This window comes from Photorhabdus aegyptia (assembly GCF_000612035.1).
Classification (GTDB): Bacteria; Pseudomonadota; Gammaproteobacteria; order Enterobacterales; family Enterobacteriaceae; genus Photorhabdus; species Photorhabdus akhurstii.
In genome coordinates this window covers 21,577-34,906 of sequence record NZ_JFGV01000055.1, presented here as the reverse complement: position 1 = coordinate 34,906, position 13,330 = coordinate 21,577, and the positions used below count along the sequence as shown (strand labels likewise).

The following is a 13,330-nucleotide window of genomic DNA, read 5'->3' as shown; positions in this document are numbered from 1 at the left end:
CACAATGTTTATCAGCGTTGTGTCGGTCAGTGGTGGCGCATTATAGGGAGTTCTCTGGCGCTGGCAATAATTATTTTGAAAAAAATTGATCGTTTGATTAATTCCACAGCAACACGCCACCTTATACCTACTTACCAACAGATTTATCCACAAATGGCTAGTTGGATGAAAATTTATCGAGCATCACGCAAACGTTTTCGTTACAATCCCGTGGTTAAAATCATCAAGCGATTTTATCTGACTATATTGAAATGTTATTGCAGTGCCCATTTTTTATGTCCTGATATAGTGGGTTCTTCCCAATAACATGTTACTGCTTACTGCCTTACAAAATCCAAGGGATCAAATCAATGCAACAGCTTCGTCCAATCCGTCGTGCCCTGCTTAGTGTTTCCGATAAATCAGGGGTTGTTGAATTTGCAAAAGCCTTATCTCAACGCGGTGTCGAATTGCTTTCCACTGGTGGCACAGCTCGTTTACTCGCTGAATCAGATCTAAAAGTTACTGAAGTTTCAGATTACACCGGCTTTCCTGAAATGATGGATGGCCGTGTTAAGACGTTGCATCCTAAAGTACATGGCGGAATCCTTGGCCGCCGTGGACAAGATGATGAAATCATGGCACAACACCAAATCTCACCGATCGATATGGTGGTTGTGAATCTATATCCATTCGCCCAGACCGTAGCTAAACCCGATTGCACTTTAGCAGATGCTGTTGAAAACATTGATATCGGCGGCCCAACTATGGTTCGTTCTGCGGCTAAGAACCATAAAGATGTAGCAATTGTGGTTAATAGTAATGATTATGAAAAAATCATTGAAGAGATGGATAACAATCAGGGGTCATTAACACAATCGACCCGCTTCGATTTAGCCATTAAGGCTTTTGAACACACCGCTGCTTATGACAGCATGATTGCTAACTATTTTGGCAAGCTGGTTCCTCCTTATTATGGTGATACTACTCAGCCATCAGGACGTTTCCCCCGTACTCTGAATTTGAATTTTATTAAAAAACAGGATATGCGCTACGGTGAGAACAGTCATCAGGATGCTGCCTTCTATATAGAAGAAAATCTCTCTGAATCATCTATTGCAACTGCAACTCAGTTACAAGGTAAAGCTCTTTCCTATAATAACATTGCAGATACAGATGCAGCCCTGGAATGCGTTAAAGAATTCACCGAGTCCGCATGCGTTATTGTTAAGCATGCTAACCCCTGCGGTGTAGCCATTGGGAAAGATATTCACGAAGCTTATGATCGCGCATTCAAAACAGATCCAACCTCCGCTTTCGGCGGTATTATTGCTTTCAACCGTGAACTTGATGCTAAGACCGCACAAACCATTATCGACCGCCAATTTGTAGAGGTGATTATCGCCCCCTCAGTGGATGAAGAGGCATTGCCGATATTGGCTACTAAGCAAAATGTCCGCGTTCTGGTATGTGGTGAATGGGAAACCCGAATTGCCGGCCTTGATTTTAAACGAGTTAACGGAGGTCTGTTGGTACAAGATCGCGATCTTGGAATGGTAGCAGCAACTAACTTACGTGTAGTTTCCAAACGTCAACCTACTGAGCAAGAAATGAAAGATGCTCTGTTCTGCTGGAAGGTTGCTAAGTTTGTCAAATCCAATGCCATTGTTTACGCAAAAAATGATATGACCATCGGTATTGGCGCAGGCCAAATGAGCCGTGTCTATTCCGCAAAAATTGCAGGGATCAAAGCAGCCGATGAAGGCTTGGAAGTTCAGGGATGTGCAATGGCGTCTGACGCATTTTTCCCATTCCGTGACGGTATTGATGCCGCCGCAGTTGTCGGCGTGAGTTGCATTATCCAACCCGGCGGTTCAATCCGTGACGACGAAGTGATTGCCGCGGCTGATGAACACGGTATTGCTATGATTTTCACCGGCATGCGCCACTTTCGCCACTAATCAATAAGCAGGAGTTAATCTGATGAATATTTTAATTGTTGGTAGCGGTGGACGCGAACATGCTCTGGCATGGAAAGCAGCCCAATCTCCTTTAGCTGATAAAGTCTATGTCGCTCCAGGAAATGCGGGAACTGCTCTAGAAAGCAATCTCGAAAATATTGACATCTCAGCGACAGATATCAACGGTTTGTTGGTATTTGCACAAAGCCATGATATTGGGCTGACTATCGTTGGTCCTGAAGCGCCACTGGTAATAGGTATTGTCGATGCATTCCAAAAAGCTGGGTTAACTATTTTTGGCCCAACTCAAGCGGCCGCTCAATTAGAAGGTTCAAAAGCCTTCACCAAAGATTTTCTGGCTCGCCATCAAATCCCAACTGCGGCTTATCAGAATTTTACAAAAATCGAACCGGCTCTTAACTACTTGGATAAAATCGGCGTCCCTATTGTTATAAAAGCTGACGGGCTGGCTGCGGGTAAAGGTGTAATTGTTGCGATGACACAGGAAGAAGCCCAATCCGCCATAAAAGATATGCTAGCAGGAAATGCGTTTGGTGATGCAGGCCACCGTATTGTTATTGAAGAATTTTTAACGGGTGAAGAAGCTAGTTTTATCGTTATGGTCGATGGCAAGAACGTTATTCCAATGGCGACCAGTCAGGATCATAAACGCATAGGTGACGGTGACACGGGTCCAAATACCGGCGGTATGGGAGCCTATTCTCCCGCTGCGGTCGTCACCGATGAAATCCACCAGCGTATTATGGAAGAGATTATTTATCCTACCGTTAATGGTATGGCTGCTGAGGGGCATGTCTATACCGGTTTTCTTTATGCCGGTTTGATGATCAACGAAAATGGCGAACCAAAAGTCATTGAATTTAACTGTCGCTTTGGTGATCCGGAAACTCAACCCATCATGATGCGTATGCGCTCTGATCTGGTTGAACTCTGTCTAGCTGGTGCAAAAGGAGAGCTTGCGGGTAAAACTTCTCATTGGGATGAACGCCCTGCTCTGGGTGTGGTACTCGCTGCCGGCGGGTATCCTGCTGATTATCACAAAGGGGATATTATTCATGGCTTGCCCCAACAAGAAAATGAAAGTAGCAAGGTTTTCCATGCAGGTACGGCAGTGAAAGGTAGTGAAGTTATTACCGCCGGTGGACGCGTTCTGTGTGTTACAGCATTGGGTGAAACCATTATAGATGCACAGAAAAATGCCTACCAACAAGCAGAAGAGATTGAATGGAATAACTGTTTTTACCGTAAGGATATCGGATATCGAGCAATTAACCGATTGAAGTAATCATAAAACTGACGAAGGTCAGAGGCTGTCCTTCGTCGGTTCCCAACGACAAAAGTCATTATTGGCTACCAACAATAATTCTCGGCCAACAGGCGCTTCCAACCAAGCAATGGTTAATTGGCCGTAGCTGCTTTTTTCGCGCTGTTCAAGCCATGACCTCGCGTAAGGTTCAAACTCTACAGAAATCGTTTCACCTGCACAGGTAGTAACTTTACCGTTATTCCAGTGCCCTTGCATCAAACGTACATTTCCCACGATCAACGCGTCACTTAATTCAAGCGTTCGTTTAGCGTCAAACTGCATACGAACAATATCATCGCTGGAGAGGAGTTCACGCCGCGCTTTCGACTGCTTTTGCATAAAAATCACCTCACCGGATTTATCCAAACGAAGTTGTTCAGACAGTGGATTTTTATCACTCAAAATTTCACGACGAATTTGGCGCAAATCGCCCTGTTTATATTCATAAAAAGTCACGACGGTATTGTCATTACGGTAGGGGCTGTAAACACTCATCAGCACCCGAGGTTTACTATCCTGATCGTTGAGACGCCACAAGCGGACAACGCCATCATCTGCAATGAATCCACTTGCGCTGAAAGAAGGTTGTTTAGGTTGATTGGTACAGGCGCTGAGCGCGAAGACGAATCCTAGTGTCATCAGCCCCTGACGAACCAACAAAAGGGGATAAATAATACCCCTTCTATTTTTTCTTTTTTGCAATGAAATTATTTAACTGCGTCTTTCAAAGCCTTACCAGCAGAGAAAGCAGGTACGTTTGCAGCCGCGATTGTAATTTCTTTACCGGTTTGCGGGTTACGACCCGTACGTTCTGCACGATGGTTAACTTTGAAAGTCCCAAAACCTACCAGTTGTACTGAATCACCCGCTTTCAGGGATTCGGTGATTGCATTCAAAGTTGATTCCAGAGCAGCCTTTGCCTGAGCTTTAGTCAGGTCTGTGCTTTCTGCGATTGCATCAACTAATTCAGTCTTATTCATAGATTATCCTTACAGTGTGTTTATCGTTTGCAAAGCATCGAGTGCGACGGATATGCCGAATGACAGCACCCCTGCATACACGCACCGATAGCCACTTCTTTTCACCCCCCAAATGTAGAACAGAGTGGGGGCAAAAGTGAAGCCTTTGAACATGGCATTTAAAGCATTAAATCACGTTTTTTCACTTTACTGCGTTAAATTTATGCCAATGTTGCTCGTTCCTGACTCCCGGAGGTCAGCTTTCAATCCTTTAATCAACTCAATATCCCGCTCTTCGCAGCTAACCAATAAGCGATAAATTTCCCATTGGATATCCCACTCTTGTTCAATAGCAGGTAACATTTTCAGTTCTTCATCGGTCATTTCTTTCCCGGCCTGGGTCATTTCAAGCATAGCAACGGTGCGAATTGAAATTTCACTCACTGCAATTGCATGCTCCAATGTTTCACCATTCAGACGAGCATGAACAGTTTCCCCTAATGCAATACATGCATCAATTGCCGGGTACACACCGTAAATATCGTAATCATCCGCTGAGGGAATAGCTTGTTCCAACTTTTCCAACTGATTATCAAAATTCACTTTGGCATCTTTTACAACTAATATTTCCCACACCAAATCCAGAATACGGCGGTAAATAGCCGGTTCTGCAAACGCTGTCTGAAGACAGAACATCTGGTAATTTGGATACATCCGTTCGCACAGACTTGCCATAAAGGTCAGATGCTGCCAGCTTTCAAGTTTTTCCAGCCGTAAATGTATCGGGTTTCGTAACATTAGTTTTTACTCATTATGCACAATTTGCTCCGCAGTTTACCTGAAATTCAAGAATATCCACACGCTTACACCGAATTTAAGGATTTTTCTGTGTCATTTGTTCAAAAAATGGCCTATTTGAGGCTGCACCATCTGCCCAACGGGTTGTTTCAGGCAGACGATAGCCTTTCATACAACGTTCCACCCATAACAATGCACTATCAAGACTGATTCGATGCCCTGTAGAAATATACAACGGATTACAACGTTTTTTACTTCGCCACACCCAACCAATTTGCTCCTCTTTATCAATCAAAGGTTGGCAACTACCGGGCTGTTCTCCCAATGGTTCGCTTTCACCACATAAACGACGTTTTGCCACACCAATCGTGGGTACATTAGCTAATAAACCAAAATGGCTGGCAACACCTAAACGACGTGGATGAGCAATGCCATGACCGTCCACCATCACCAGATCAGGTTTATGTTTCAACAACTGCCAGGCAGCTATTAATGCAGGGTATTCACGGAAAGAGAGTAAACCGGGAATATAAGGCAACGTAGTTTCAATTCGGGCTATCTGATACTCCACCAATTCAAGAGTAGGATAAGAGAGAACCACTATCGCTGCGCGGGTGATCGTCCCTTGCTGTTCAAAGCCCACATCAGCACCAGCAATCAATTTAGGTAGGGGAAAATCATCATAGCGGATAACCTGTTGAGCCTTTTCTACTTGTTCCTGACGTAGCGCTTTCGTATTAATCATATGCTTACTGATGATATTTAGTTGAAAGGTTATGTACAGCCTCAACAAATACACCTGCGTGTTCCGGCAGTACATCCTGATGGATACCATGACCAAGGTTAAAGACATGACCAGAACCCGCGCCAAAACCTTGCAAAATTGTCGAAACTTCCTGTTCAATGCGCTCTGGAGAAGCGTATAACATGGATGGGTCCATGTTGCCCTGCAAAGCAACTTTATTTCCCACACGACGGCGTGCATCGGCAATATCTGTCGTCCAATCCAGACCAAGCGCATCACAACCGGTTTCAGCCATTGCTTCCAGCCATTGTCCGCCACCTTTAGTAAACAGTGTCACCGGCACACGACGACCTTCATTTTCACGGATCAGGCCATCAACAATCTTGTGCATATAATGCAAGGAAAATTCCCGATAATCCCGCCCCATCAGCACTCCGCCCCAAGTATCAAAAACCATTACAGACTGAGCGCCTGCTTTAATCTGAGCATTGAGATAAAGAATAACGCTGTCTGCCAGCTTATCCAGCAATAGATGCATTACGGCAGGTTCGACATACATCATTTTTTTGATTTTAGTGAATGCCTTACTGCTGCCACCTTCCACCATATAAGTCGCCAGTGTCCACGGACTACCGGAAAAGCCAATTAGAGGAATCTGACCCGCCAATGCCTTACGAATCGCACGTACTGCATCCATCACATAACCCAGCTCCATTTCCGGATCAGGCACCGACAGTTTTTCCACATCGGCACGATTTAAAATGGGAGATTTAAAACGCGGACCTTCACCTGCTTCAAAATAGAGTCCCAGTCCCATAGCATCAGGAATGGTGAGAATATCAGAGAAGAGAATCGCTGCATCTAGCGGATAGCGCCGTAAAGGTTGCAAAGTGACTTCGCAGGCAAGTTCCGTATTTTTACATAGAGAAATAAAATCACCGGCTTCAGCACGGGTAGCTTGATACTCAGGTAAATAGCGGCCAGCCTGGCGCATCATCCAAACAGGTGTAACATCAACGGGTTGACGTAATAAGGCTCGCAAATAACGGTCGTTTTTCAGCTCATTCATGGCAGGCTCCATCTATTTATTGGCCGCAATATAATCTGACTACAATTGATTAGGCGTCATTGTAACATGACAGGTAGATCTCTCCCGTTGAATTGCGCCAAACTGTAGATTACGCATTTCGGCACAGAACAATCGTATCTTCAATCAACCGACGAGCAATAGTATTGGGTGGTGGAATCAATGGCAGTTGCTCATAGTGATACCAATCCGCACTAATCAGCTCTTTCGGATCATGACAGATCTCCCCACTGTCATAATCAGCCAGAAATGCCATCATCAATGAATGAGGAAAAGGCCACGGTTGGGAAGCCACATAACGTAAATTGCGAATTTTAATATTACTCTCTTCCATCACTTCGCGGGCTACAGCTTCTTCCAGTGTTTCACCGACTTCAACAAATCCCGCAAGTACTGTATAGATGCCTCCACGATGGCGCTGATGTTGAGCCAGCAAAATATGATCATCCCGACGAATACCGACAATAATACAAGGCGCTATCTGCGGATAATAACGTTCGTGGCAGTGATGACACAGACAAGCCCATTCACTGACACAATGGTACATTTTATTACCGCAATAACCACAATATTGGTGAGAGCGATAAAACTCCGCCAATTGCACTCCTCGGCCAGCTAATTGAAACAAGCCACGATCATCTTTAACAATCTGCCGTAAAGAAACCATATTTGCAGCCATTTTCTGACGAATAAGCCAAACTTTCTCACCTTGCCACTCACCGATAGGCAAGGCTATTTTTTCTTGTAGTGACCATTGAGTTGCCATTCCAAAAGGTAATTCGCCTTTAGGGAGCCAAATACGATTTTCATCGCTGATAACCCACCAGCCACGTTCTGTACCTGTAATTTGTTGTTGCATCATCACTATGACATCTTAATTTTAATATCTGTATAAATCATACACTTTTTAATCAAAAAAGCGTGCTTTATTATTATCGTCAAGATCGTATTGCCCGCTTTGACAGTAATAGGCATTATTCTCAACTATTAATATTCTTTGGCCCGAGGAGCACAACACCATGCCACAACTGCTTGCCGTGTTTGATCTGGATGACACCTTAATTTCCGGTGATTCCAGCGCTATATGGACCGAGTTTTTATGGGAAAAAGGCATCATTACCGATCCAAGCTTTATTGAAGCAGATAAAAAAATGATGGCTGATTACGGCGCAGGCTCACTGGATATGAGTGGTTATCTGGCATTTAGTCTGCAAACACTGCATCAAATTCCACAAGAACAAGTTGATCTTTGGCTAACTGAATTTGTTAACGAAAAAATTAAACCGCGATTTTATCCACAAGCCAAAGCCCTAATTACAGAATATCAACAGCAACAAATTCCAATCATTATTATCTCAGCTACTGTCTCTTTTATTGTAAAAAAGATTGCTACTGAACTGGGTATTCACACGGTACTGGGCATTGATATGGTAATGGAAAATGGCTGTTATACCGGCAAAATAGATGGCATTGCGACTTTTCGTGAAGGTAAAGTAAAACGGATAAAACAGTGGCTGGAACAGCAAAATAGCCATCCTGAAATTATCCGCTTTTACAGTGATTCAATTAATGATCTCCCAATGTGTCAGTTTGCCGACGAAGTAATTACAGTCAATGCCGATACCTGTTTAAAAGCCGAAGCACAACAACATGGCTGGAAACAATTAATTTGGTCACTGTAAATATTTTCAATCAGTAATGGGTTTATGGTTTCCATAATCCCATCTATACCCGTCATCTCTCAACAGGCAACCCAATTGTTGGGGGAAGAATATTGCAATAAAATTGAGGTCTTGACGAAACAGAACAAGTCATTTTGTTTCCGCAAACAACCCACCTAATCGTGTTCCCCATGCTCTTAAGGTGTCATTTCGCTCCCTATAAATAAGAACAAAAATGCCGATCTTGAATATCGGCATTTTGCTGTAAAAGAGAAGATGAATTTAATGCTTTAACGCTTCAATTTTATCCCGGCTCAGTCCGGTACTGGTGATAATAATATCCAGGTTGACGCCATGCCGTAATAAGGCGCGAGCCGTTTCCACTTTACCTTTCTCTCGGCCTAGTTCAATGCCTTCCTCTCGGCCTAGTTCAATACCTTCCTCCCGGCCTAGTTCAATACCTTCCTCTCGGCCTAGTTCAATACCTTTCTCCCGGCCTCGCTCAATACCTCGCTCAAGCCCTTTTTGTTCAAGCTGTTCTGCAATAGTCATCAACATCGTTTCATGCTCCGGAGATTGTTCAATCAGTTGATGGACAAATTGTGAGAGATCCAGCGTATGTCCATTCAGTAAAATATAGTATAACACCACATTGCGCTGTTCGGCTGTATTATACCCTGCATTCAAGAGTTCCACCAATTGGGGGACCCATTCCAGTATATCCCGGCAGCGGATATGTTTTTGCACCAGTTCCATCAGGGCAACCCCTTTATGCGTCAGGATTTCTTCATCGCTGAGTACACTGACGTCCACCAACGGAAACGCCTGGCAGTACAAGCGGGCAGCCTGTTCAGGGAACGTAAAACAATCCAGCCACCGGTTTGAGTAAGGATATGGCCGAACCTCCCCATGATAAAACAGCAGCGGCGCCACCAAAGGGAGTTCAGCATGGCCTTTTTTCAGGTGAGCCGCCATAGCTGACATGGCATAATGCATCAGCCGCCAGGCCATCAGCGGGTCAGGGGTGGACTGATGCTCAATCAGACAATAGATATAGCCCTGTCCCCGGACCGTTTCAACCGAGTACAGCACATCACTGTGCAGTTGACGTAAATGCCGATCCACAAAACTGCCGGACTCCAGTTTCAATGTGGCTAAATCACACAACAACTGGATCTCTTCGGGCAGATAAAGGGATAAAAACTCTTTGGCCGTTTCAGGCTGCGTTAAAAAATGCTTGAATAACGAATCATGGTGAGGCTGTTTTTCTTTCTTTGCCACAATCTGTTTCTCTGTCTTTATCAGTTAGTCATTACCACTCATTGTCAAGGTATAGTATTTCTACCAAGTTACAAAAAACATTGTCTCAGATTTCCTCAGGCAAATCTTTATCGAATGCATTAATAGAAGAGCCTAAAAAATCAAATATCAGAAAATAAAAAACGATAAAATATTATATTTACAACAACTACTTTATGAAATCCATTCATTTAAATGAATTTTTAACTTGCATTCGCATAATAACCTACCTCATCAAAATATCGATTATTTATATGTCCGTTAATCTTGGATGTTCAGATCGAAAAAATTGGACTGAATTCCCGCCAGATGATCTATTATCTCTTTTGTATCCAAAAATTTTTTCAATGCAGTATTAAATCGTAATCTAATTTCTTCCTCATAAATATCGAAATATATATTAGACATTTTATATAAAATTTGAAAAATATAGTTAAGTACAAAATAGGCATGAAATATGCCGATCATTGGTCAGCCATCTTCATAAATCAGCCCAACCCGACAATGGTAATTTAATTTTAACCACTTTAGATGAATCAAAGTTTTTCACGCCTTATTTCCTTAACAAGTTGTAGTTAAAAAATTAATAAATATGAAAATTGATCGAAAAACAATCAACGACATGGCTGAAAACAATTAATCTGGTCACTATAAATACTTTCAATCAGTAAGGGTTGTAGTTTTCATAATCCCTTCTATACTACTGTTTACTTTCTTGTCGGAGTGCCTAGCGTAAGCTGTTTTATCGCAGCATACACAGGCTGAGACCGTTAATTCGGGATCCGCGGAACCTGATCGGGTTAATACCTGCGAAGGGAACAAGAGTAATCAAGCGCTGTCAGCCCACCCAATTTTTTACGGGCCTGTCCAGCCATCAACTATTACTCCCTGCGAGCTCCAGACAAGCAACTTTCCCAATAACACAGTTAGGAATTTGCTATGTCTCATAACACTATTATCCCTGCAACTGATATTTCACCCAAACCCACCCCGGCACGTCCACGTAAAGCACAACGCGATGCCGCTCAAGAATTTATTAACTCTATTCAAGGCGTGACATTCCCAAATTCACGACGAATTTATCTTCAAGGCTCACGCGAAGATATTCAGGTCCCAATGCGCGAAATTCAGTTATCGCCCACGTTAATTGGCGGCACCAAAGAAGAACCTCAGTATGAAGAAAACGAAGCTATTCCGGTTTATGATACTTCCGGCGCTTATGGCGATCCTGATGCCAAACTGGATGTACACGTTGGATTAACCAAACTACGCCAACCGTGGATCGATGAACGCCAAGATACTGAACCTGTTGCCACCCTCAGCTCCGATTTCACTCAGCAACGCCTGGCGGATGCCGGTCTCGATCATTTACGTTTTAATCATCGCCCTCATCCATTAAAAGCCCGTATCGGCAAATGCGTTACTCAATTGCACTATGCCCGTAAAGGCATCATCACACCGGAAATGGAATTTATCGCACTACGGGAAAATATGGGACGCGAACGTATCCGCGGTGATGTGTTACGCCAACAACATGCCGGACAAAGTTTTGGCGCTCAGTTGCCGGAAAATATCACCCCAGAATTTGTCCGTCAGGAAGTCGCAGCCGGTCGGGCGATTATTCCTGCCAATATTAATCACCCTGAATCAGAACCGATGATTATTGGTCGCAATTTTCTGGTGAAGGTTAACGCTAATATCGGTAACTCTTCCATCACCTCTTCTATTGAGGAAGAAGTAGAAAAGTTAATCTGGTCTACTCGTTGGGGCGCAGATACGGTAATGGATCTCTCCACTGGCCGTTATATCCACGAAACCCGCGAATGGATCTTACGTAATAGCCCGGTTCCTATCGGTACAGTTCCTATTTATCAAGCACTGGAGAAAGTCAATGGCGTCGCGGAAAATCTCACCTGGGAAATGTTCCGTGATACCTTGCTGGAACAAGCGGAACAAGGGGTAGATTACTTCACCATTCATGCTGGTGTATTACTGCGCTATGTACCGATGACAGCCAAACGCCTCACCGGAATTGTCTCCCGCGGTGGATCAATTATGGCGAAATGGTGTCTGTCTCATCATCAAGAAAACTTCCTTTACCAACATTTCCGTGAAATTTGTGAAATCTGCGCCGCTTATGATGTTTCCCTATCATTAGGAGACGGTTTACGCCCCGGTTCCATTCAGGATGCTAATGATGAAGCACAGTTTGCAGAACTGCACACATTAGGCGAACTGACCAAAATTGCCTGGGAATACGATGTTCAAGTGATGATCGAAGGCCCCGGGCATATTCCTATGCAGATGATCCGCCGCAATATGACGGAAGAATTGGAACATTGCCATGAAGCCCCTTTCTATACTCTCGGTCCACTGACAACAGATATTGCCCCCGGTTATGACCATTTCACTTCCGGTATCGGTGCGGCCATGATTGGTTGGTTTGGCTGCGCCATGCTCTGTTATGTGACGCCAAAAGAGCATCTCGGCTTGCCGAACAAAGATGATGTCAAACAAGGGCTAGTTACCTACAAAATTGCGGCTCACGCCGCCGATCTCGCCAAAGGCCATCCCGGCGCGCAAATTCGCGATAACGCCATGTCTAAAGCACGTTTTGAATTCCGCTGGGAAGATCAATTTAATCTGGCGCTCGATCCCGACACTGCTCGCGCCTATCACGATGAAACGCTGCCACAAGCCTCCGGCAAAGTTGCCCATTTCTGTTCTATGTGTGGGCCTAAATTCTGCTCTATGAAGATTTCTCAGGAAGTACGCGATTACGCCGCTGGTATGGAACAGATGTCTGAAGCATTCCGCGCCCACGGTGGCGAGTTGTATCACAGCGTAGAGGATGTATCCCATGAACAATCTGCCTAACGCGCCATTTGCCCCAACTGAATACAAATTGGGCTTGTATCCGGTCGTGGATTCGCTAGCGTGGATTTCCCGTTTGCTAAAAGCAGGCGTCACTACAATTCAGTTGAGAATTAAAGATCTGCCAGAAGATCAGGTGGAAGAAGAGATTCAACAAGCCATTATGCTCGGCCGCCAATATAACGCTCGTCTGTTTATTAACGACTACTGGCGACTGGCAATAAAACATGGCGCTTATGGTGTTCATCTGGGGCAGGAAGATTTAGTCATTGCTGATCTGAACGCCATCCAAACAGCGGGATTGCGGTTAGGAATCTCTACCCACGATGAACAAGAGCTGGCACGAGCAAAATCCCTGCGTCCATCTTATATCGCTCTCGGCCACATTTTCCCAACCACGACCAAAGAGATGCCATCTTCCCCGCAAGGACTGGCAGCCCTGAAACGCCAGGTAGAAAGCACACCAGACTATCCCACTGTCGCCATCGGCGGCATCTCTCTTGAACGCGTACCGGATGTCATTGCAACCGGAGTCGGCAGTGTGGCGCTGGTGAGTGCCATTACCAAAGCAAAGGATTGGCGTCAGGCGACCGCCCAACTGCTTCATCTGGTTGAAGGCATTGAGTTGAAGGGATAGAGA

Annotated in this window: 13 protein-coding genes and 1 riboswitch; of the genes, 6 read left to right on the top strand and 7 right to left on the bottom strand. The window is 44.4% G+C overall.

Annotated features, from left to right (window positions below; all coding sequences use genetic code 11):
- The 3 genes from BA1DRAFT_RS24150 to purD all read left to right on the top strand — a co-directional run.
- Positions 1 to 306 (top strand): hypothetical protein (locus BA1DRAFT_RS24150; protein WP_036781121.1); only part of this gene is annotated, 306 nt, incomplete at its 5' end.
- A gap of 44 nt (positions 307 to 350) precedes the next feature.
- On the top strand, positions 351 to 1,940 hold the full coding sequence (gene purH, locus BA1DRAFT_RS16090) for a bifunctional phosphoribosylaminoimidazolecarboxamide formyltransferase/IMP cyclohydrolase (protein ID WP_036781119.1): 1,590 nt from the start codon (positions 351 to 353) through the stop codon (positions 1,938 to 1,940).
- A 22-nt stretch (positions 1,941 to 1,962) separates the two neighbouring features.
- The gene (purD, locus tag BA1DRAFT_RS16085) at positions 1,963 to 3,246 is read left to right on the top strand and encodes a phosphoribosylamine--glycine ligase (RefSeq protein ID WP_036781117.1); all 1,284 of its coding nucleotides are present in this window, start codon (positions 1,963 to 1,965) and stop codon (positions 3,244 to 3,246) included.
- An 18-nt stretch (positions 3,247 to 3,264) separates the two neighbouring features.
- On the opposite strand, the gene BA1DRAFT_RS16080 is transcribed toward purD, so the two are convergent.
- The 6 genes from BA1DRAFT_RS16080 to nudC form a co-directional block, all read right to left on the bottom strand.
- Entirely contained in the window at positions 3,265 to 3,906 is a 642-nt protein-coding gene (locus BA1DRAFT_RS16080; RefSeq protein ID WP_036781115.1) for a DUF1481 domain-containing protein, read from the bottom strand.
- 68 nt (positions 3,907 to 3,974) lie between these two features.
- Positions 3,975 to 4,247 carry a nucleoid-associated protein HU-alpha gene (gene hupA / locus BA1DRAFT_RS16075; RefSeq protein ID WP_012776594.1) on the bottom strand — a complete coding sequence of 91 codons (273 nt, stop codon included), beginning with the start codon at positions 4,245 to 4,247 and terminating at the stop codon, positions 3,975 to 3,977.
- Positions 4,248 to 4,433: 186 nt separating this feature from the next.
- Positions 4,434 to 5,024 (bottom strand): YjaG family protein, encoded by a 591-nt coding sequence (locus BA1DRAFT_RS16070; protein WP_036781112.1) that lies wholly within the window; start codon positions 5,022 to 5,024, stop codon positions 4,434 to 4,436.
- Positions 5,025 to 5,100: 76 nt separating this feature from the next.
- Complete coding sequence (gene nfi, locus BA1DRAFT_RS16065; protein WP_036781111.1) at positions 5,101 to 5,769, bottom strand: deoxyribonuclease V; 669 nt, start codon at positions 5,767 to 5,769, stop codon at positions 5,101 to 5,103.
- Positions 5,770 to 5,773: 4 nt separating this feature from the next.
- A complete protein-coding gene (gene hemE / locus BA1DRAFT_RS16060) occupies positions 5,774 to 6,838 on the bottom strand; it encodes a uroporphyrinogen decarboxylase (RefSeq protein WP_036781108.1) in 1,065 nt (354 codons plus the stop codon).
- A gap of 109 nt (positions 6,839 to 6,947) precedes the next feature.
- Positions 6,948 to 7,715 (bottom strand): NAD(+) diphosphatase, encoded by a 768-nt coding sequence (nudC, locus tag BA1DRAFT_RS16055; RefSeq protein ID WP_036781129.1) that lies wholly within the window; start codon positions 7,713 to 7,715, stop codon positions 6,948 to 6,950.
- A 160-nt stretch (positions 7,716 to 7,875) separates the two neighbouring features.
- Between nudC and BA1DRAFT_RS16050 the strand changes: the two genes are divergently transcribed.
- Positions 7,876 to 8,538, top strand: a complete 663-nt coding sequence (locus BA1DRAFT_RS16050; protein WP_036781106.1) for an HAD family hydrolase — start codon at positions 7,876 to 7,878, stop codon at positions 8,536 to 8,538.
- Positions 8,539 to 8,799: 261 nt separating this feature from the next.
- Here BA1DRAFT_RS16050 and BA1DRAFT_RS16045 read toward each other — a convergent pair whose 3' ends face one another.
- Complete coding sequence (locus BA1DRAFT_RS16045; RefSeq protein WP_036781102.1) at positions 8,800 to 9,798, bottom strand: Rpn family recombination-promoting nuclease/putative transposase; 999 nt, start codon at positions 9,796 to 9,798, stop codon at positions 8,800 to 8,802.
- Positions 9,799 to 10,525: 727 nt separating this feature from the next.
- A riboswitch (TPP riboswitch) is annotated at positions 10,526 to 10,651 on the top strand.
- Between the two features lie 104 nt (positions 10,652 to 10,755).
- On the opposite strand from BA1DRAFT_RS16045, the gene thiC reads away from it, so the two are divergent.
- The gene (gene thiC, locus BA1DRAFT_RS16035; protein ID WP_036781096.1) at positions 10,756 to 12,693 is read left to right on the top strand and encodes a phosphomethylpyrimidine synthase ThiC; all 1,938 of its coding nucleotides are present in this window, start codon (positions 10,756 to 10,758) and stop codon (positions 12,691 to 12,693) included.
- Complete coding sequence (gene thiE, locus BA1DRAFT_RS16030; RefSeq protein ID WP_036781093.1) at positions 12,677 to 13,327, top strand: thiamine phosphate synthase; 651 nt, start codon at positions 12,677 to 12,679, stop codon at positions 13,325 to 13,327. The genes thiC and thiE overlap by 17 nt, the downstream gene beginning before the upstream one ends.
- Positions 13,328 to 13,330 lie beyond the last annotated feature (3 nt).